The organism is Paenibacillus sp. SER-28, assembly GCF_052906305.1.
This window is the reverse complement of record NZ_JBRECM010000006.1, coordinates 256,934-277,080: the sequence shown is the minus strand read 5'-3', so window position 1 is coordinate 277,080 and position 20,147 is coordinate 256,934. Positions and strand designations below refer to the sequence as shown.

General features: G+C 44.3%; 24 protein-coding genes. 6 read left to right on the top strand and 18 right to left on the bottom strand.

What is annotated here, in order from left to right; translation table 11 throughout:
* Positions 1-23: 23 nt before the first annotated feature.
* From modB to ACUYLD_RS16810, 6 genes are all read right to left on the bottom strand, one after another.
* Positions 24-701 carry a molybdate ABC transporter permease subunit gene (gene modB, locus ACUYLD_RS16835; RefSeq protein WP_028542273.1) on the bottom strand — a complete coding sequence of 226 codons (678 nt, stop codon included), beginning with the start codon at positions 699-701 and terminating at the stop codon, positions 24-26.
* Positions 698-1,549, bottom strand: a complete 852-nt coding sequence (modA, locus tag ACUYLD_RS16830) for a molybdate ABC transporter substrate-binding protein (protein ID WP_446675562.1) — start codon at positions 1,547-1,549, stop codon at positions 698-700. Before modA ends, modB begins: the two co-directional genes overlap by 4 nt.
* Before the next feature lie 29 nt (positions 1,550-1,578).
* Positions 1,579-2,298 carry an iron-sulfur cluster repair di-iron protein gene (gene ric / locus ACUYLD_RS16825; protein ID WP_069290101.1) on the bottom strand — a complete coding sequence of 240 codons (720 nt, stop codon included), beginning with the start codon at positions 2,296-2,298 and terminating at the stop codon, positions 1,579-1,581.
* Between the two features lie 109 nt (positions 2,299-2,407).
* On the bottom strand, positions 2,408-3,829 hold the full coding sequence (gene hemG, locus ACUYLD_RS16820) for a protoporphyrinogen oxidase (RefSeq protein WP_446675561.1): 1,422 nt from the start codon (positions 3,827-3,829) through the stop codon (positions 2,408-2,410).
* Positions 3,813-4,928 (bottom strand): TIGR04053 family radical SAM/SPASM domain-containing protein, encoded by a 1,116-nt coding sequence (locus ACUYLD_RS16815; RefSeq protein WP_446675560.1) that lies wholly within the window; start codon positions 4,926-4,928, stop codon positions 3,813-3,815. The genes hemG and ACUYLD_RS16815 overlap by 17 nt, the downstream gene beginning before the upstream one ends.
* 14 nt (positions 4,929-4,942) lie before the next feature.
* Positions 4,943-5,731 (bottom strand): YwiC-like family protein, encoded by a 789-nt coding sequence (locus tag ACUYLD_RS16810; RefSeq protein ID WP_446675559.1) that lies wholly within the window; start codon positions 5,729-5,731, stop codon positions 4,943-4,945.
* 169 nt (positions 5,732-5,900) lie between these two features.
* Between ACUYLD_RS16810 and ACUYLD_RS16805 the strand changes: the two genes are divergently transcribed.
* Positions 5,901-6,323, top strand: a complete 423-nt coding sequence (locus tag ACUYLD_RS16805) for a hemerythrin domain-containing protein (protein WP_025718091.1) — start codon at positions 5,901-5,903, stop codon at positions 6,321-6,323.
* 29 nt (positions 6,324-6,352) lie between these two features.
* Here the strand turns inward: ACUYLD_RS16805 and ACUYLD_RS16800 are convergent, their stop codons facing one another.
* From ACUYLD_RS16800 to ACUYLD_RS16780, 5 genes are all read right to left on the bottom strand, one after another.
* Positions 6,353-7,150 (bottom strand): hypothetical protein, encoded by a 798-nt coding sequence (locus ACUYLD_RS16800; RefSeq protein WP_254350417.1) that lies wholly within the window; start codon positions 7,148-7,150, stop codon positions 6,353-6,355.
* A 78-nt stretch (positions 7,151-7,228) separates the two neighbouring features.
* On the bottom strand, positions 7,229-7,696 hold the full coding sequence (locus ACUYLD_RS16795) for a hypothetical protein (RefSeq protein WP_039274394.1): 468 nt from the start codon (positions 7,694-7,696) through the stop codon (positions 7,229-7,231).
* A gap of 52 nt (positions 7,697-7,748) precedes the next feature.
* Positions 7,749-8,009 carry a DUF6097 family protein gene (locus tag ACUYLD_RS16790; RefSeq protein WP_446675558.1) on the bottom strand — a complete coding sequence of 87 codons (261 nt, stop codon included), beginning with the start codon at positions 8,007-8,009 and terminating at the stop codon, positions 7,749-7,751.
* Between the two features lie 173 nt (positions 8,010-8,182).
* Positions 8,183-8,884: a DUF1963 domain-containing protein gene (locus ACUYLD_RS16785; protein WP_322160571.1), complete on the bottom strand. Its 702-nt coding sequence runs from the start codon at positions 8,882-8,884 to the stop codon at positions 8,183-8,185.
* A gap of 89 nt (positions 8,885-8,973) precedes the next feature.
* Positions 8,974-9,150, bottom strand: a complete 177-nt coding sequence (locus tag ACUYLD_RS16780) for a hypothetical protein (RefSeq protein WP_322160569.1) — start codon at positions 9,148-9,150, stop codon at positions 8,974-8,976.
* Between the two features lie 311 nt (positions 9,151-9,461).
* Between ACUYLD_RS16780 and ACUYLD_RS16775 the strand changes: the two genes are divergently transcribed.
* The 4 genes from ACUYLD_RS16775 to ACUYLD_RS16760 all read left to right on the top strand — a co-directional run bounded on the left by ACUYLD_RS16775 (position 9,462) and on the right by ACUYLD_RS16760 (position 12,913).
* Positions 9,462-10,208, top strand: a complete 747-nt coding sequence (locus ACUYLD_RS16775; RefSeq protein WP_250262044.1) for a hypothetical protein — start codon at positions 9,462-9,464, stop codon at positions 10,206-10,208.
* 271 nt (positions 10,209-10,479) lie between these two features.
* The gene (locus ACUYLD_RS16770; RefSeq protein ID WP_069290106.1) at positions 10,480-11,565 is read left to right on the top strand and encodes a WXG100 family type VII secretion target; all 1,086 of its coding nucleotides are present in this window, start codon (positions 10,480-10,482) and stop codon (positions 11,563-11,565) included.
* Positions 11,566-11,598: 33 nt separating this feature from the next.
* Positions 11,599-12,435, top strand: a complete 837-nt coding sequence (locus ACUYLD_RS16765) for a hypothetical protein (RefSeq protein WP_250260773.1) — start codon at positions 11,599-11,601, stop codon at positions 12,433-12,435.
* Positions 12,428-12,913, top strand: coding sequence for a DUF5381 family protein (locus ACUYLD_RS16760; RefSeq protein WP_250260772.1), 486 nt, complete (start codon positions 12,428-12,430; stop codon positions 12,911-12,913). The genes ACUYLD_RS16765 and ACUYLD_RS16760 overlap by 8 nt, the downstream gene beginning before the upstream one ends.
* Before the next feature lie 18 nt (positions 12,914-12,931).
* Here the strand turns inward: ACUYLD_RS16760 and ACUYLD_RS16755 are convergent, their stop codons facing one another.
* From ACUYLD_RS16755 to ACUYLD_RS16745, 3 genes are all read right to left on the bottom strand, one after another.
* Positions 12,932-13,642 (bottom strand): 5'-methylthioadenosine/adenosylhomocysteine nucleosidase, encoded by a 711-nt coding sequence (locus tag ACUYLD_RS16755; RefSeq protein WP_013311357.1) that lies wholly within the window; start codon positions 13,640-13,642, stop codon positions 12,932-12,934.
* Between the two features lie 42 nt (positions 13,643-13,684).
* Positions 13,685-14,860, bottom strand: coding sequence for an aminotransferase class I/II-fold pyridoxal phosphate-dependent enzyme (locus tag ACUYLD_RS16750; protein WP_446675557.1), 1,176 nt, complete (start codon positions 14,858-14,860; stop codon positions 13,685-13,687).
* A 69-nt stretch (positions 14,861-14,929) separates the two neighbouring features.
* On the bottom strand, positions 14,930-15,769 hold the full coding sequence (locus tag ACUYLD_RS16745) for a MetQ/NlpA family ABC transporter substrate-binding protein (RefSeq protein ID WP_254328779.1): 840 nt from the start codon (positions 15,767-15,769) through the stop codon (positions 14,930-14,932).
* 290 nt (positions 15,770-16,059) lie between these two features.
* Here ACUYLD_RS16745 and ACUYLD_RS16740 point away from each other — a divergent pair, with 290 nt between their 5' ends.
* On the top strand, positions 16,060-16,617 hold the full coding sequence (locus ACUYLD_RS16740; protein ID WP_446675556.1) for a YdhK family protein: 558 nt from the start codon (positions 16,060-16,062) through the stop codon (positions 16,615-16,617).
* Between the two features lie 85 nt (positions 16,618-16,702).
* Here ACUYLD_RS16740 and ACUYLD_RS16735 read toward each other — a convergent pair whose 3' ends face one another.
* From ACUYLD_RS16735 to ACUYLD_RS16720, 4 genes are all read right to left on the bottom strand, one after another.
* On the bottom strand, positions 16,703-18,580 hold the full coding sequence (locus tag ACUYLD_RS16735) for a stalk domain-containing protein (RefSeq protein WP_446675555.1): 1,878 nt from the start codon (positions 18,578-18,580) through the stop codon (positions 16,703-16,705).
* Between the two features lie 165 nt (positions 18,581-18,745).
* Positions 18,746-19,033 carry an antitoxin Xre/MbcA/ParS toxin-binding domain-containing protein gene (locus ACUYLD_RS16730; protein ID WP_254328776.1) on the bottom strand — a complete coding sequence of 96 codons (288 nt, stop codon included), beginning with the start codon at positions 19,031-19,033 and terminating at the stop codon, positions 18,746-18,748.
* Between the two features lie 13 nt (positions 19,034-19,046).
* A complete protein-coding gene (locus tag ACUYLD_RS16725; RefSeq protein WP_254328775.1) occupies positions 19,047-19,532 on the bottom strand; it encodes a methylated-DNA--[protein]-cysteine S-methyltransferase in 486 nt (161 codons plus the stop codon).
* A 25-nt stretch (positions 19,533-19,557) separates the two neighbouring features.
* Positions 19,558-20,118, bottom strand: coding sequence for a bifunctional transcriptional activator/DNA repair enzyme AdaA (locus ACUYLD_RS16720; protein WP_254328774.1), 561 nt, complete (start codon positions 20,116-20,118; stop codon positions 19,558-19,560).
* Positions 20,119-20,147 lie beyond the last annotated feature (29 nt).

The following is a 20,147-nucleotide window of genomic DNA, read 5'->3' as shown; positions in this document are numbered from 1 at the left end:
AAAGGGAAGCTTGTATGAAGTAATTAATTGTTCTTTTGACCCGTTAACAGGAGCATGATAAAAGAAATGAGTATGATAGAGCATGTCCATGCCCACGCCATAGGAAGATGACCAGCATCCACTGCAATATAAATGGCCGTCGGAATCGTTTGAGTTTTACCCGGAATATTTCCGGCAATCATCAGCGTAGCACCAAATTCGCCCAGGCCACGGGCAAAACCGAGTATGAAGGCAGCTTTAAAAGAAGGGAAAATTAAAGGGAAGGTGATGTATCGAAAAACCTGCCATTCACTTGCACCCATCGAACGTCCCGCGTTTTCCAAGTCCCGGTCAACAGAAGACAATCCCATTCTCAGCGTCCGATAGACTAGAGGAAAAGCTACTACCACCGCTGCTATAACCCCTGCCCACCACGAGAATATAATAGGCTCGCCAAACCATTGCTCCACAAACCGTCCGAACCCGCTTTTTCGTCCAAGTAATATGAGCAGTAAAAAACCAACAACCGTCGGTGGGAGTACCAAAGGCAGCATAAGCACGGTTTCAACAACCGTTTTCCCTTTAAATAATCCCAACCGCGACATTGACCATGCCACAAGCAAGCCTAATATGATTACGAGAACGCTAGATAACAGTGCAACCTGCAACGATAATCGGATAGGAGGCCAATATTCATTCCAATCTATATCTTGCATGCTCACTTCGGTATGTTAAATCCATACTTATCCATAATATTCAGAGATTCTTGCGATTGTAAGTATGCATAAAAGTCTTCGGCTTCTTGAATGTGCTTTGTAGCTTTGACAATCCCGATTGGATACTCAACAGGTGAATAGGTTTTGGGATTCACCTCAAAGGCGATTTTTGCCTTTTGTGAAGTCAATGCATCTGTTTTATATACAAATCCGACATCTGCATTCCCAGTTTCCACATATTGCAGCACTTGTCTAACGTCTTTCGCTTGAACCAGCTTGCTCTGTAACGTGTCCCAAAGCTTCGCTTTCGTCAGCGCTTCCTGTGCGTAGTTACCCGCTGGAACACTTTCAGGAATTCCGATTGCAACTTTCTTCACTTCTTTTTTTGTTAAATCGGTTACACTCGCGATGTTCATCGTCCCATCTGCAGGGCTAACCGCGACCAATTCGTTCGTCAGCCACGTTTTTTGTTTTTTCGTATCTATTAACTGCTGATCAACAAGGGGCTTCATGTTTTTGGTCGAAGCGGACAGAAACAAATCCGACGGCGCTCCTTGCTCAATTTGTTTTTCCAACGCACCAGAGCCGCCGAAGTTAAAATTCAATTTAATGCCTGTATGGGTTGATTCGTATGAATGCTGAATTTCTTTGAGCGCATCCGTTAAACTTGCTGCTGCGGATATGGTAAGCTCAATAGTTTCAGCCGTTTTCGAAGATGTCTGGCTGGAAGATCCGTTCTGATCCGAACTGCTAACATTTGAATCTAGTTGTTGTTTCGTACCGCATCCTGATAATAATAAAATGATGGACATAACCAAAACGAAAACAGTGCTACTTTTAATTAATTTATGCATTTGGTTCGGCTCCTCATGTTAGTTCATCATCAATTAATCGGTTTCGCTATTAGCTGTGCCTGTCTCGTACGTTCGATCAGTGTACAATTTTCAAGAAGAATATGATTAAAAATATCTGCTTCCAGGTCTTCTAACCGCTTCAATACGAGTCGGTGCGTACCACAAGCTTCCTGCATCGGCTCAAAGCCGTTTGTGATCAAGCGCATTTCCTTCAGGAACTCCACCACCGTTTGATGCTCGTCTTGCAACTTGGACAAAATTAGATTCAACTCATCTGCTCGTTCCACTGTTGATTCTTGTAAAAATGCTTCAATCATCGGAAACACAAGGTCCTCCTCATTTTGAATATGTTCCGATAATTCCTGTTTAAGCAAGGTGAACAATTCATTAACTCGCTTGAGATGCGAATAACGTTCACCGTGAACCCGCGTTAGTTTGGTTACATACGGCGTTAAGGCCGATAGTTCTTCCCGAAGCTTCGTATGATACTCATTTTGAATATAGGCGATTAGTTCTTTTGGTTCGAGTGAAGGAGGTTGCATTTGCTTATGCTGTGCCTGCTTTTCTTCCACTTCATGTATCTGCGTCAGCAGTTCACCAGCGTGGAGGCCTCGATTGGCTGCTGCTTCACGGAGCGATATTTTCCCTCCACAGCAGAAATCAATTCTCAGTTTGCGGAACAGATCTCCCGTTTTGGGTACTGCTTTCACGATGTCCGCCACCCATGTTTCTTCCGTTAACTGGCTCATCTTCCATTCCTCCATTTTACTTCGATTTTATACTCAACTTTCATTCTACGTCTCCCTTAAAGCTGAACCAATCAGGGGGTTCCCTCTTTCACTAGTGGAAAGAGCCTGATTATAACAAATCAGAAAGCAACTGTTCAGCCGCTTCTTTCCCTTGAGCGATACAATCTGGAATTCCAACGCCCCCATAGCCGGCACCGCATAGAAAAACACCCGGTAAATACTGTGCGAAGTCCTGTCTCATCTTCGCCATATGCTCTTTGTGTCCAATCGGATATTGCGGCATCGATCGATCACACCTACTGACTTCAACGAATTCCGGTTCCGCTTCCAGGCCCATTAAATCTTTCAAATCTTTGCGCGCGGCATCCACAAGTTGATCGTCTGTCATCTGAATCCAATCCTGTGCGCCTGCATGTCCGATGTAGGTCCGTAAAAGCGTATATCCTTCAGGAGCAGTATGGCTCCACTTCGTCGAAGACCAAGTACATGCTGTAATCTTTTTGCCTTCTTTGCGAGGGACTAGAAATCCCGTTCCCTCAAAAGCAAAATTAAGATCTGTGTTTTTATAAGCAAGAGCAATATTGGCTACGGAAACATAGTGAATCTTGTGTAACCAGCTAGCGCTTGCAACGCCGGAAAATAATGTAGCCGCTTCAAAAGCTGGAACAGCGCAGATCACCGCATCCGCATCTATTTTTTGTCCGTGTTCTAAAATGACCTGATAACCGCTTTCCTTCCTTACTTCAACTACACCTTGCCCCATAACAAAACGTACGGTATCCAGCCTTTCCTTTAGCCGCTCCACGATCGTAGATAATCCTAGCCGATAAGAAAGAAACATACTTTTCTTAGCGATATCCGGCAGTTTGTCTTGTACTGCTGGCTTTTTTCCCGCCCCTTTAGACATACCCTTAATCAAACTTCCATACTTTTGTTCCATTAGTTTAAATTGAGGGAAAGTTGACATAAGGCTCAGAGAATGAGTATCCCCAGCGTAAATTCCAGACAACAGAGGTTCTGTAATCTGGTCCAGAACTTCTTTGCCGAGACGCCGTTTGATAAAATCACCTAGAGATTCGTCCGCATCACCTTTCTTCGCCGGAATGATTAAATCCAGGGCTGCCCGTGCTTTTCCCAGTGGAGAAATAAGTCCTGTCCGAATGAAAGGAGTCAGCTTTGTTGGGATGCCCAGAATGAAGCCCATCGGCATCGTATGAAGTTTGCCCTTATGCAAAATGCAAGCAGATTTGGCTTTCGGGTTTGTCGATACCAGCTCTGCTTCCAGCCCCAACTCCATGGTCAGATCCAATATTGCCGTCTTTCTGGCCAAGAAAGCATCCGGTCCTTTTTCGATCATAAAATCGTTTTGGCGAACGGTTTGCAGCTTTCCTCCCAGACGTTCACTTTTCTCCACCAGTGTAATCTCCACTTCAAGCTGCCGATCCTCAGCCAGCTTTTTCACATAAAAGGCAGCACTTAAACCGCTTATTCCTCCACCGAGAATAACGACTTTTTTAGAACTTTTTTTCATGAAAACACTTTTCCTCTCCAACCCCGGGTATATAAGCGCAATAAGGGTCACTCTCCAAATAGTCTCCTGTTATTGCAAAAGCCCTTGCTCTGGAGCCCCCACAGATGGCCTTGAATTCACAGACTCCACATTTACCTTTAAGTAGGGACTTATCTCTAAGATTCATCATGATCGGAGAGTTGCGATAAATATCTGCCAGGCTATCGTTTCGTACATTCCCGCACATAAGAGGCAGAAAACCGCTCGGATATACTTCTCCGATATGACTAATAAAAACAAATCCATCTCCATCATTTACGCCTTTAGGAGCACGTCCTAAAACATCTGCCCTCTTTTGTTCGTCTGCTACACTGCTCTCACCTGCATTGTGCTTTTGCTGCAGTACGACCCTCCGGTAGTGGGGAGCTTCTGTAGCCTTCACACCGTACGGCATCTGTTGCTGTATTTGATACAACCATTTCATTACGGCTTCATGCTCATCAGGAGTAATCATATCTTTCTCCATGCCACGTCCGGTTGGAACAAGGAAAAATAAACTCCATAACACGGCCTGCATTTCCTTTACCCTTTCTGCAATTTGCTCCAGATCATGGAGGTTGTACCGGGACACCGTAGTGTTCACTTGAATAGGGATATTCAGTTCCTTTAAATAACCAATTCCTCGCATGGTTGTATCGTAAGAACCCACCGTACCCCGAAAATGATCGTGAATGTCTGCACATGAACCGTCCAGACTAAACGCCCACCGCGATAACCCAACTTGCTTTGCTTTTTCTACCGCTGCTCGTGTCACTTTAGGTGTGGCACTGGGGGTCATCGAAATTGACAGATTTTTCTCTTCAATTGCATATCGAGCCAGTTCAAACAGATCAGGACGCATCAAAGGATCTCCGCCTGTGAACACAACCAACGGATGATTCATTTCAGCGATTTGATCTATCAGCTTCTTACCTTCTTCTAGTGTCAGCTGGCGAGGATCAGGTTTGTACTGAGCTTCCGCTCTACAGTGAAGACACTTTAAAGCACAAGCTCGTGTAACCTCCCAGATGACTATAAACGGATCAGTATGATAATCACGCGGCGTTTTCAAAGATATCATTGATGTCTCTCCTTTTAGAAGTATAAAAACAACACAAAAACATAGAGCATCATTGAAAATCCAATTTCCGCCATGCCAACTTGTTTTGCCTTTAATCCGAGTTTAGGAAGCCATATGGCCCGTATCAAAAAAATCAAAAAAGGAATAAACAGAGGTAACTTTAAGCAAGTAGCAAACAACAAAATCACCAAATGATAGATGACGGAAGCATAATGGTAACGTATGTTTTTTCTTTCACGAATGATCGTTTTGACATACAAAGCAGTTCCGATAAAGTAAAGCACCAAAAGTAAGAATAGCTCTGTTGCTACTCCCCAATCCTCTACTCCCCCCATATAAATAACAGGGTATATAAAAGAACAAAAGAGTAGAATTGCAACAATGTCATTGAGTAAAGCACGTTCATTTTTCGTTTTTGCAAAATAAATATTAGCCATAAAAAAGAGCAATAGAAGAACCCCATACCAGATCAAGGCAGGCTCAAACCATATCAGTGAAATTAACAAAGGAAGTAATATCACTCCGTATACAACGGCGGGTTTGCGGTATCTTTCACTGCTGCCTGTTTTGATCCATTGGAGGACAGGAAAACTGAATAAGTAGATAAAAAACCAGCACACAAATAGGGGGATATGAATGAGTTCCCCTCGAGAAGCAGCTAAACCGAATAAAAATGGAAGAATGAGCATGGCCCAAGCTCCATGTTGATTGGGTATGTATCTGCTCATCCCCTTCAAATCCTTGATCCTTTTTTCACAATCTTTTTTATGTCTGTTATTTCGGTTAATCGATTCATCATCCATTCCCCCAAGATTGAGTTTTATCTTCTAACTTCATTCTAAGTATTATATGAAATTGAACCAATTAGGGAGTTCCCTTTTCCTTAGGGGGGAAAATCCTAACCGGAAAAATAACGCTATTTTCTTATGCTATACTGTACTAAAAAAGGGTACAAAGAAAGGATGAACTGTTATGGGAGGACCTTCTTTACGTCAACTGCATGCTCATCATGCCATTCATCAAGGCGGGCTATCTGGCGCTCTAGATAAGACGAGAGAAGTAGAGGAATTACTCGAAGCAAAAGAATTCAAGGTGGCGCGCCAGGCTGCCGACCACTTGATCGAATATTGGGAAACCCGCATTCTTAGCCATGCTGATGCAGAAGAGGAAGGATTCTATCAGGAAATGGTCGAGAAAAAACCGGAACTGCAGGAGGCTGTCGTCAAACTTACACGGGATCATGATCTGCTCCGAATCATTGTAAAAGAGCTCAAAGCCATGATCCGTGAAGAAGGACTTACGCCTGAAGTTCTTCAGCAGTTCCACGCGCTTCTGGTTGTCAATGCCATTCATAGTCGGGAAGAAGAACGTTTGTTGTTTGAGGAACCGTCATGATCAAGATGTGGCATAACGATTCACTTTCTCTATAAAAACGTACCGAAGAAATAGTCCAACGCCTCCTGCGAGTATCCGTCATCTCCTTGCCAAGCTGCTACGGAATAAAAATCATGATTGCCGTGCTGTCGTTTACGAGGCGTGTCCTGTGGAACCAGCAGTCCGGCATATCCCCACACCTCCATGACTACATCACGCTCGTTTTTGCTGGATGGAAACACATCCTTCCAGCGCTTTTCCAATTGACGTGCACTACTTTGAGCATCACAGTTCTGAACAGCTTCGAGCATGTTCTGAAGTATAGTCAGATCCTCATCGGAAATCTGAACAGCCTCTTCTAGACTGAACAATTCAAGGTCCATCCAGCAATACAGAAGGTGGTTCAGACGAATACCGCCCCATTTGATTCGTTCAAAATTCAGTACATTCAAATCTTCATTGACATATTCCTTATCAGACATCAATTTATTAAAATTACAATCCCCACAGCTACTGTAATTGGGCAAGACGACAGGCCGCTCCCCATAGGTGTGCAAAGGAAGCCCTGCGGTTAATGCCCAGCTCGATAAGGCGCTTCGTAAATGAACCTTTTTCGTGGAAAGACTGTGCAAAAACGCTGCTGCCACTCGCTCTTTTGTAGCCTTTTGCTGGTGCAGCTCATGTAGCCTGTTTATAATCTCGTTATGTGTAATAGTGATCGGATCGAACATCAAGCCCTTACTTTTGGCATATTCAAAATCCTCACCCGAAAAAGATTCCCGCTCCTGCTTCCAGCCGCTAGAGGACCAGAATGTGTTCATCAGTATTTTTTTCGCCTTTTTATCCACAACACATCTCCCTTACTCATCCAACACCCTCACCTCGAGCACAAAGCGCAGGATTGTCGTGTATTTTATGTAAGATCACTATTCATCTTTATACTTAAAAGCAATGGCCGTATTTCCCGACCGGGGGTCAAAATAAGAAGAGATTTTCCCCCAGTTCAGTTCATATTCCATATAGGGGTAAGGCTTTGTTTGACGATAGCTTGGCTTTACGGACAAATGTTGCTGTAACAAACGATCATGCTCCCTTTGTCGCTTTCTCTCTCCTTCCTCAGACCAATTATCCCACGAAGTTGGAAATTCATCTCCCTGGAGCGAAATCTCCACGACAATTAAGTTTGTATCCTTAAAGCATACAGACACAAAAAAATGCCGACACAGCAAAGAAACCTGATCGAAATGATACCAGATGTAGTCATTCCCAAGCTTTCTTACAGAATGAAAATATTTCGAATACCAAGTGGTCTCTAACAACTGATCTTCCGTTAAAGATGAGTAGATAGCACGCTCACCATCGACCTGAATGATTCCCGATTCCCAGTCATTCATTTGCTGTCACTCCTTCAGCTATTATGCCAATCTCCTACAGTACTCTCTGTCCTCATTTGTCCACATGATTGAAAATGGCCTGCCAAGCCCGATCTAGCACGCGCGTATGTAATTGCTTGGCATAAACATTTCTAACGATGGCAAGAACGATCACACCCACGAATACAACACTGAGCAAAGTGATAGAGGGAACCCAATGGTCAAACATGGCATTCGCCAGCACTTGCAGCAAATGTCGTTCTGGTTGTAAATATTCCACCGCCGCAACGATGCCTGCTGCCAGCAATATGATTACAGATATGATCATAAGCATTACATTGATTACTTTGTATTTAGCAAGCCCTCGCTGAAAAACGCGAGTTCCCGCATATTGCTAAAACATTCATATCTTTTCACTCCATTTTCGATAGCTTCTAAACTACGAGTATATTGGGTTGCCATGCTCTACGAAACGATCGGTTCCAGACTGCTCTCTAAATGAGCCTATTAGTAAAAATCAAAGTACCCCCGCCAGACTCCTTCATTCTGATGCTTGGCAAAATAAAAGCTGCCTCCATCCACAATATTCAATTGGGCTTTGGCATCTGAGGCAATCTGAAACACAAATTCATAGCCCTCGCCAAAGTCGATGCCTGGTTGAATAAAGCTGGGATAGCCACCGATTTTGTGAACCGCATATATTTCCTCTACGATGTCCTCAAAATAGTCGGGTTCCTCCTCGTCCATCTGGTTGAGAACATCGCCGTATTCCTCAGGGATATCTTCACCGTCCCAGACCGGATAATCATTCTCTATAAGTTCGGGGAACAGCGGAAATGCTTTGATTTGCATAAATGCCGGATCAAAATCTTTTTCAACCAAATCCTCTACCGACGTATACTCACGAATACACATATATCCTTCCATGTCCTCATGATCCAGTACATCGGAAGACAGGAAGACCGTCAACAGCTTGACACTGTGCATAGCTTCAGGGACAAAGGGCAAGGCAGGCAAATACAATTGCATGATCGGAGCCATAACATTCCCCTGTACATCAATGGGTTGTTCCTCCGTTGGCAAAGCCACTGTAACTCTACCAATCCAGCTCTGTTCAAGGGAATTCGACGGTCTGCGACCCCCTGTATGAAAAATAGTAGCTTTACGTTTTAGAATCGTTCTTAGCTTCTCAATAGAGTTGCTGGACAACAAAATCACTCCTTTCTAATCTAGAATAGAAACGCAACAACATCCTCGCCTGCTTTAAATCCAAACTCACTTAATCGATCTTCCATCTCTTAAATCTGATGTAGATAATCTTCCAACATAGCTGGCAGACCCTGTTCATTCACTAATGTCCCGCCATCTGTAAATGCTTTAAGTTTTTCCGCTTTTGCACGTACATGGGCAGCATCCTCCCGAGGAAGCACATGAACGGTGCCCTTCTCCTGAAAACGCGCTGGCAGTGTGTTCATAAAGTCTGCTGAATTCTACATCAATCAGCCAATAAATATTAGCATCAGGCTCCACTTGATGGATTCCTTTTATGGTCTTCACAGGCTCATATTCCAACTCCACGGCAAGGATGCTAGATACATCCTCACTCCCATGTTCAGGTAAATTCATGAATCTCTCTCCTAACTAGCTGTTTTCACTTTACAGTTTCCTATAATTCTCAATATATATTAAACTATAAATCACCAAGCACAAAATAGTATAAAAACGGTGCTGGGTTGTTGAACATAACTTTTTAGAATTTCAAAGCTTCGAAAGGGGAGAACTCATGATGCAAAAACTTTGGCAAAAAGGGAAATATCTATCTCTGCCTATTATGGTATCCGCATCGCTGATATCTGGAGCGCTGTCTGTAAGTACACCTGTGGCGAATGCGGCTGCAACCAGGGAATTGCTTCAGCTATCTGGTCAGACGACTTACTATGGAGAGGTTGAGAATGGGCAGCCCAACGGACGTGGTACGATCAAATGGAGCCAATATAAGCAGTATTCGGGTGATTTTGTGAATGGCAAGCGTTCAGGTACTGGAAAATATATAAATCAATACACGGATGCAGATGGACAAAATCATAAAATCGTATACAACGGCACATGGAACAATGACACGATGAGCGGCAAGGGTACGCAGACTGAAAAAGTGACGCAAATGGACGGAACCGTACGTTCGAACGAGATTCAAGTAGGTACTTTTCAGAACAATGGATTACAGAACGGCTACCAAGTAATCCACGCTGTGGCCGATCCAGACTACAGCTTCACTTATAAAAATGGAAAAGAAGTGTTAAATATCCTGCACAGTAATCAAGATCTGGTCCAAAGGTGGCAAAAAGGAGAGCTCTTCTCCGTAAATTATAAAAATGGCTCTGTCCAAAAGGAATACTCCATGTTCCCTGAAGAGACTGCTACCAAAGAACGTCAAAGACAAGCGTCCATCAAGTATTTTAAAGGAATTACCGCCAAGGTCACTCCTCACTTGCAGCAGTTTGAAAAGCTGTCCAAGCAGATTCCGCTAAAATAATTAATACGACGCGAAACATGTATTAGCCTCTACGCAAGAAGACCTCTCTTTCTAATGGAAAGCTCCATTTGAAAAGAGGGGCTTTTTTCGTTTTCGTTATGAATAACTTATAAGAACTTCGGATCATAACACTCCTACTTTTCTCCCTCATGAATCCTCAGGAACTCATACAAATGACTTATTTTTCACTTAAATCCCCTCCTTTTTTTGCTAACCCCCACTAGATTCACTAAAATATAAGTAATTATTTTAATCATCCGAGGTGGACATCATGGCTAAAATTATGGTTCCTCCTGAGAAACTAGAGGCGGTTTCCAGGCAGTTCGCACAGGCACGTGAGCTGGGGGCACAAATTTGCGGACAACTGTCACAGCATATTCAGATGTTGGAAAATAGCTGGGCAGGAACAACACAACAGCGCTTTTATCAGGATTTTCATAAAGCTCGTGGACAAATGGATGCTTTCACTCAAACTGTCGGTTCTGTCAGCACAGAGCTGCGTTCCATTGCAGTAAAATTCAAGGAAACAGATACCCAAGCAGACACGGGTATTAATAAAGGAGATCACAGCGGACAGATCGGCAGCAGTGAAGGGACAACTTCCGGGAAAAAAGGACCCGATCCAGCAGATATAGCCATTAACAGCATTTCAGAAGCCAATAAATGGCGCGGGCAACTGGGATTTGCCGGAACAGCTATATATAGCGGTCTGGCTTCCACACTTGTGCTCACCAAAACAGTAGAATTCAAGAAAAGTCTGAAGAATCCCACTCGAGCAGTTATACATAATGCGGCATGGGTGAAAGGCAAGGGTAACAATGCTTTTATGCGTAATTTAGGCAAAAGCCTAAACCGCCAATTCGCCAAACCCGGTATTGTGATGAAGGGGTTAAAGGGCTTTGATCGATTAGCTGGAAAGCTTCAAATGGGTAAGCTCGGCCTCGGATTCAATAAAGCCAACAGCTTTCCTCAGTGGACGCGGAACGTCATCGCCGGGGTGGAAAAAGGCCGATATGGCATAGCCACCCGCCAAATTCCTGGCATGATTGCCAAAAAGCTGTACCCTATTAATGCCACCATGAATATTGTGGGCGAGGGTATCAGTCTGGCTGGAAAATGGAAAAGCGGGAAGCTTACCGGAACGGATGTGGCTGTATCCGCTTCTAACGTAGCGATTAAAACCGCCGCAACTTATGGCGGTGCTGTCGCTTTGGGAGCCGTAGGCGGCGCTATCGGTGGTCCGGTCGGTGCAGCCGTCGGTGCTTATGTCGGCGGTACGGTGGGAAGCTGGGCAGGTGGAAAAGTCGCCAAATTCGCCGAAAAGGGGATACGTTGGGCCAGCAAACTATTTAAATGACATACACCTAACAGATGGAGAAGGAGCCTGACTATGGATAAACAAACGGTAATTTTAACGCTTGAGGAACTAGGCTTTGCCTTGACCGCACTGGGCGCAGAAGATATGGCTTCTGGTCTGCTCCAATCTTATTACGGGGAACTAACCGAAGATCGCTGGGAACTGCTTTTTCATGCTGCAACGCATAGCCTGATATCCAAGGGTCTGATGGAACAACGGGATGACGAGCAACAACAGCTCGAATTTGATGAGTTCATTGTTGAAATGCTAGCTCATCTGGTACAAAGTCGTCAGATGCTACGTGGCTACAAGGAGCAACAGGATAAGCAAAATACATTAACGATACACCATGGAAATGAACGTTTTCTCTATCATTTCTCCAGTCACAATGAACTCCATTTCTTTCGCTGGTCTTCTCCAGAAGACTGGCATCATGACATTGATCAATTGTTCGGCCTGCTTGCTTCGAACTTCAATGCGCACAGCCGATACGTCGATCTGACCGAAGAACAGTGGAATGAGTTAACCTCATCCAACTTCAGCATGCAGCAAATGACAACGTGGAAGCTTCATGAGTCGGCTCAACAAATAATACAAGACTGGCGAGAGGATTTTGATCGTAATCAGTGTAGCCTTGATAATTTGAGCCAGATGATATACACGAATACGGATGAAGATGGTCCTTCTGTTACGAATCTGCTATTTGTTCTTAAAGGAATGAATGATGTGTGGATTGTAAGAAATACAGAACTGAACATGCAGGCCACCCCATGTCTGCGAATTGAAAGTGTGACCGAAGCTGACTGGAGAGAACGAATAACTTATTTCATTCAGGCGTTTGTTCCCGACGAGGCGGTATTCCGTGGATAAAATTGTATATCGCAGATCTTTGGCATTTTGGAAGGCCATGGGTAGCTTGATGTTTGTGCTGATTTGTCTGTTTTTGCTGCTGCTCATTTTTATCGACGAAGATATCTCGGCTCTACAAATCTTCTTCTTTATTACGTCCGCCATTGTCGGACTTCCTTTTTTCGGTAGCTATCTTATGGTTTGTTTGAGCAGAACGCTTCGTAAGGATAACTACCTGTTCATCTTTGACGAACACAGCATTTCCGATGGTATTCGAACTGTCCCGTGGGCTGCAATCACTAAAGTCGAATTCGAAGGGGCCTCCATCCGCAAATGGCTGCGCCCTCGCTTTCCCGTCTTTATTTTTCATCTGAATGACCGCAGCACCTGGGAAGTCAGCACCGATTATGTGTTGAACGATATGGAGCTGAACCAAGCCGGGAAACAACTTCGAACTCTCATTAACCAGCATGGCAAGCCAAAGAAAAAACGTTCCTGAATAGTGCCATTGAATATATCAAAGCTTGTCTCTATCATATGCAGCTACAAGAGCCACAACCACTGCTGCCGAATTGGCCGCAGCCAAATCAAGATTGGAGTCAAAAGAATCCGCCGCTTCTACACCGGCAAGATCAGACAAAGAACGGACAGCCAAAAATGGAACACCAAACTGGTACGCAGTCTGAACGACCGCGGCCCCTTCCATATCCGTCACTTTCGCTTCAGGAAACTGGCTACGGATAAAATGGGCGCGCTCAGCCTGAGAGATAAAAGAGTCTGCCGTCGTAATCAAACCGTTGACAATCTGCCCCTCAATCCTGGTCTCCGCCAGCGCTTCTGTCGCAAAAGCAAGCAGCGCTGGATCGACAGGATAACTTGCCGGCATCTGTGGTACCTGTCCGTAGGTATAGCCGAACGCCGTTCCGTCCACATCGCTGTAAGTCAGCTCGGTCGCCACTACGACATCGCCAACATGCAGCGCTGGATCGAGCCCACCCGCAGATCCGGTATTAATGACAAGCTCCGGGCTAAATCGCTCAATCAACAGCGCCGTAGTCGAGGCTGCGTTCGCTTTGCCAATTCCTGATTGCAGCAGAATAACTTCCTTGCCCTCAAGCTGGCCCGTATAAAAAATCCCGTTCGCAATCTGGGTCATCTTTATCCCTTCGATCTGCGCTTTCAAATCTGCTATTTCTTCCTCCATAGCTCCGATAATCGCTATACTCAAAGTTCTTTTCCCGCTCCCTCCATGAATTCCTTGTATTCCAGCTTAACCTTGAAAAACACCCGTTGCTGCGATGCGCTGCACCGCCTCCAGCAGCCTTTCCTCACTGTTTACCAGACTGACCCGCACATGAGAAGCTCCTGCACGACCAAAGCCTTCTCCAGGAGCGACCGCAACATGCGCCTCGTCCAATAAAAAGTCTGCAAAGGAAGCCGATGTATACCCTTCTGGCACCTTGAACCAGGCAAAAAAAGACCCTTGGGGAGCAGCTACATCCCAGCCAATACCCCGTAACGCTGCAATCAGAACATCACGGCGCCGCTCATATAACGCCGCGAGCTCCCGTACCGGTTCCTGCGTGCCCAGCAATGCCACAGCTCCCGCATCCTGTACCGCTCCAAAAACAGTGCTGTAGGCATGCGTATGATAATGCTTGAGCGCACCAATGATGGACGAATTTCCCACTGCAAATCCGAAGCGCCATCCAGCCATGTTATACGTTTTGGAAGCCGTATACGTCTCGACGCCATACTCCTTGCCGCCGGGGATTTGCAATAAACTAATCGGCTTATGCCCGTCAAATCCAAGAGCACCGTAAGCAAAATCATTCATAACCGGAAACTGGTACCGAGCGGCATAATTCAGCGTCTTTGTCAGGAAATCTGCTGTAGCTACTGCTCCAGTCGGATTGTTCGGATAATTAATCATGAGCAATTTGACCTGCTCTGCAATTTCTTCCGGCACGGTTGTATAATCAGGCAAGAAGCCATGCTTCTCATCAAGCGGAATCGTATGAATATGGGCTCTTGCCAGCGCAGCAGCGGAATAATATTGGGGATATGCCGGATCGGTGGTCAATAACCAATCACCTGGATTCAATAGCGCCTGGGGAATCCCCATTACGCCTATGGCTGAGCCGTTGAATATGGCAATCTCCCGGTCAGGATCCAGTTCCACCTGATACTCCCGTTTATAGAACGCGGCGACAGCCTCCAGCGTGCTTTTTTTTCCATGAAAAGGCGGATAGCCCTGATTGATCGGTTGATCGACCGCTTCCTTCAAAGTGCTGATGATATGCGCCGGTGTCGGCTGATCCGGGTTGCCGGCTGCCAAATTGATTACATCTATCCCCTTACTTTTATACAGATTCACTTTGTCATCCATTGCGCTAAAATAGTTGTCAGGCAGAGCCTTGACGAGATCAGAGGATGAAAAAATCACGTTCATCTCCACCTTCTATCCATAAGATACAGGCTGACAACATCAGCCCGCAGAAGATAATACCCCATATTATTTGAAATAGCTTGGCAGCTTGTAGCCTTCATAATCAGGATTCGATTGGATGTACTTTTGGAATTCATCTGAATGATATCCTTCAATAATGTCTTTGACGAAGGGCTTATCCTTGTTCTTGCTGTCCACAGCGACCACGTTCGTGAACGGATCTGTCATATTTTCAAGCTTTAATGCCGAGGTCAGCTTTATTCCATTCGATACAGCAAAGTTCCCTTGTATAGCCGCAAAATCAACATCCTCCAGTGCACGTGGCCCCTGTGCCGGGTCGGTAGCAACAAATTGCAGATGATGCGGATTAGAGGTGATGTCGTTCACCGAGGTTTGCAATGGATCAATATTGTCCTTTAACGTAATCCAGCCTACTTCCTTCAAAATATTCAGCGCACGCAGCATATTGACTGGCTCGTTGGGCAGGTTGATTTGGGCTCCCTCACTGATTTCGTCAAGGCTAGTATGCTTGCTGGAGTACAATCCCATTGGAGGAGTCGGGACCTGCACAGCACCAATCAGATCAATATTCTCCCGCTTATTCATAGAATCCAGATAGAGCGAGTGCTGGAACACATTAGCATCAATATCCCCCTTTGCCACGGCTACATTGGGCTGAACACCGTCTGTAAACTCTTTATATGTAATCGTATAGCCTTTCTTCTCCAAATATGGTGCCACACCATTCTTAAACTGATCACTGTATGGACCGGGATTAAAGCTGATATGCAGTGTTTTCTTTTCTTCACCCGCAGCGTTGTCCGACGTATTCTTGCTGGCGCAACCTGAAATAAAAAGCACGACTGCTCCCAGCAGCAATATAAATGAAATCCATGGTTTCTTCATTTTGATGTCTCCCCCTGCTCCTTGATACCATCTACTTTTGGTGAGTTAGAATGTTTACAATCGCTCAAAATACCAAGTAACTTTATGCGTTTTATAGATATTACAATGATTTTTTATTCACTGTCAACAACATTTAATTACGCATCTTCTGCATAGCAAAAAAGGGGGCACAACAGGAGATCCCCTTGAAAGCAAAACACTTCACACGTTTGCCATATACTTCCGTTTTAAATATACCCCATAGGGGTACATTTAAAATATATAATTAAAACCCTAAAGGAGCTGTAAATATGAGAATGCAATGGGCTTTGCTCGCTGGTACAATCATGATTATTTTGAGTGGGTGCGGAAACAGTAACACGCCGAACAAGGAACACACGACAAACAGCAGTCAACAGCACGACACATCGGATATGAACCATTCCACTTCCAGTGAGCTTCCTACCGGACTAAAAGAAGCTGAAAACCCAGCCTTCAAAGTTGGCAGCCAAGCGACTATTCGAGCTGACCATATGGCAGGCATGAATGGGGCTACTGCCACGATTGTTGGTGCTTATACGACTACTGCTTATACGGTCTCATATACTCCAACCACTGGAGAAGAAAAAGTGAATAATCATAAGTGGGTTATTCATGAAGAGATTAAAGATGCAGGCAACGAGCCCTATGCACCGGGAACGGAGGTTATCCTTACAGCAGATCATATGAAGGGGATGGATGGGGCTAAGGCTACCATTGATTCCGTCGAGCCAACGACCGTATATATAGTAGACTATACGCCGACTACAGGAGGGGAGTCTGTCAAAAATCATAAATGGGTGACGGAGAATGAGCTTTCAGCCCATTAGACACTTACAACACAGGCGCTTATGATAGCAAAAGGGAGCCTTACATCGGCTCCCTTTATACGGCTTTATTTGGGTTTAGACAAACCTACTTCGCTAAATTCAGCTTGGCATCCTTGATATCATACAAAGCCCCTTTGTTGGTATCTACAAGCTTTTTCATTTGTTTGTTGGCTGTTCCATTTGCAGGCACGATTGCATTAAAAATAACACCATTTTTCTGTAATTGCTCGTTGATTTCATCTACTGAAAAACGGGCTTTACCCAGATCTGTATTCTTATCATGAACTGGTGCATCTGTAATGAATATGATCGTTTTGGAATTAGAATTTTTGGGGAATTTACTTATAGCTAACTGAATAGCCTCTAATCCCGATTCCTTCAAATCCCCACCAGCGGAAGGGCGCAGCATATTCAAATTACCTTTTAACTTGTTTTTATCGGTCGTAAACTCCAAAAATTCTAAATCTTTATCTGCCTTCAGATTGATATCCCGAAATGCAACGACAGCAAATTGGGAACCTGCTGGAACGGAATCAACAAAGCCTTTCACCTTCTGTCTCACATAATCCAGCGTCCCTGTCATACTACTTGTAACATCTATGACGAACACAATATCCGTAGATTTGGAGAAGGTGGTGGATATCTTTTTCAGAATCGTTGTATTGGATTGTGATTCGGAAGCATCTTCATTTTCCTCCATTAATTGTTCATTTTCGCTGGTTGTCAAAACCTGCGGTGGAGCAAGAAAAATCACAACGCTCTGAGCTGCAATATTCCACTTTACCTTCGCACCTAGCGCCTCGCTTACAAAGCGAATAGGAACCATTACTTTGCCGTTAATGAGCCTCGGCGCCGCATTGAGACGCACTAATTTACCGTTGATATAGGCATCTCTGGAGCCTACAGTTAACTTGATCGTTGTATTTCCTTTGGTTGCAGTAACGGTCTTGGTAGCTCCATCCCATTTCACTTTCGCCCCAAGCGCCTCAAAAACGGCACGAAATGGCACCAGCATACTTCCGCTAATAGAGGTCGCAGGCTGCTCATATTGTTGCAGTTTCCCGTCTATAAACACCTCAACCTGCTGAGCTTTGTTATTATTTATGGGAACAAATTGGGGTACAGACGCTGCCGAATTTCCCGACTGGTCGATCATTTTGATATAAAAGTAGTATCCACCCGTAGATAAATTCAGGTTACTCAAAGGGTAGGTAAACGTTGTTTCCGGATCGAACTGAATCCGTTTAATTAATTGAGCATCTGCATTTTTGACCATAACGTATGAAGTATACGTGGGTTGAATATTTTTTATTTTCAAACGAACCGAAAATGACGTACCTGAAGAGTTGATTGTAAATGTACCCGGAAAATTTTCTCCAGACGGGATAGCCAAAGGGATTTCCGGTGACTCATCAACCGCTTGGTCCACTTTAGGCTCCACGACAGGCTGGGTTACTTGAGATTCAATTACTTTCGGTTCGTCCACAGGTTGAGCAACCTCGGGTTTACTGGGAGTGGAAATCTCTTTTATATGGGTCTCCACCTCAGGCTGCGTTACTTTCGGCTCCTCCTCAAGTGGAGTTACTGTAGATTCATCGACTGACTGCACAGACCCTTTCATAGTTATAGGAAGTTCTATATGATTTTCTGATCCTGAATAAGGTGCTGGTCGTGAATCCGCAATCGTAATTGTAGAGTTGGCATAATCAATCGTAAAGTCACCAGAAGGAATTTCAATATAGTTGCTATACAGACGAATTGGCGTATCAGGCTTAATCGTAAACGGGAGATCGAATTTAAACACTCTGTTTACTCCATTACCATCATCAAGGGTAAGCTTAAGCTTATCTCCATTTCTGAATACTGTCGAATTGGCAGCGTGAACACTTTCTGTACACAAAGTGAACAACCCTACAAATATCGTTAAAAACGAAAGTAGGAACATCATTCTTTTGAGCTTCATTCTTATTTCCCCTTTTGCATCTATTCTTGTCGGTAAATCATAGCATAGGGTTAGATGAAGTTCATGCCATATGATTACAGTTATGGATATGCGAACTCACTTTTTCCATCATTCGCGCTCTGTTCTTCTGTTCAATGTTCATATGTATCTTCTTGGTCCGCTTCTTCAACGTGGCATACGTAATATAGCCGCCTTCAGTGCTTTAGTCCCTTCTTCGCTTTTCAAATAATGCGACGGTGTTTCGTGGCCGAGTGCGGGGACTTTTCGATCCATCCAAGTCAGCAAATACTCCCCCATATCGGGCAGCAGCACAATCTGAATCTCCTTTGGAATTTTACTTTCGGCCACTTTTGCTCTTATAGCCGGATCTACCTGATCATACCGCTCCTGATAGAGCTGAACCATGTTGGCCCAGCTCTCCGGCTTAAACTCTTTCAAATATATGTCTCTCATCTACGAGCCCTCCTTAGGGCCTCAGACAACGCTTCTCATGCTGGAGCAACCATTCTTTTCTCCATAGCCCTCCTGCATAGCCCGTTAGTTTCTGATTGGAACCGATAATTCGGTGACATGGAATCACAATGCTTAGCTTATTTTTTCCATTAGCACTGCCTACGGCTCGGATCGCTTTTTCATTCCCAATAGCAAGAGCAATATCTTTATAGGCTGTCGTTTTACCGTACCCCACGGACACCAGAGCATTCCATACTTTTTGCTGAAAATCCGTACCTTCAAAGGCATAAGGAAACGTAAACTCAAAGCGCTCACCTTTAAAATACTCGTCAAGCTGGGTAGCGCATTCCGCTAATACTTGGATTGGAACCTCTTCTATAGCCCTCGTTAAGAGCTCATTCCGATTAGAGAACATAATAGAATAGACAGCCTCATTTGTGCCCTGTATCTCTATCTCTCCAATCGGCGACACATACTTCAATACGTATAGTTCGCTCATAAAAGGATACGACCTCCTTCCTTTTCTAATCCTTACTCAACTTTCTATACTCACTAGGAGAACAATGGTTCAAGCTGCGAAACGCCTTATAGAAATGGGAGGGACTTTGGAAGCCCGTCTCATAGCAAATCTCAAGATTCGTAAGATTTGTACTTTTAAGAAGATAGGCTGCCTTATCTACTCTTATTTTTTCCAAATACGTACGCGGGGTTTCGGCGGTTTCCTGTTTAAAGATCCGATCCAAGTAAAAGGAGCTTATTCCGATATGATCCGCAATATCCTGCAATACAATTTTTTCCTTGTAATGATTGACCAAGAAGGTTACCACATTCTGCACAAGTCTGATATACGGCGAATGGTCTGTATGGGGCTGGCATCTTTTGCAAGCACGAAAACCCGCTTTTTCCACTTTGTCCAAATCAAAGTAAAACTCCACATTTATTTTTTTCGGCTTTTTGGATCGACAGGAAGGTCGGCAGTATATGCGGGTTGTTTTCACAGCGGTAAAAAACAACCCGTCATACTTACGATCACACGCTATAATTTTCTCCCACATTTCTTCAAAAGAAAGACTAAGGTTAGCCATGATCGAATGCTCTGTCCTTTCTATAGTTC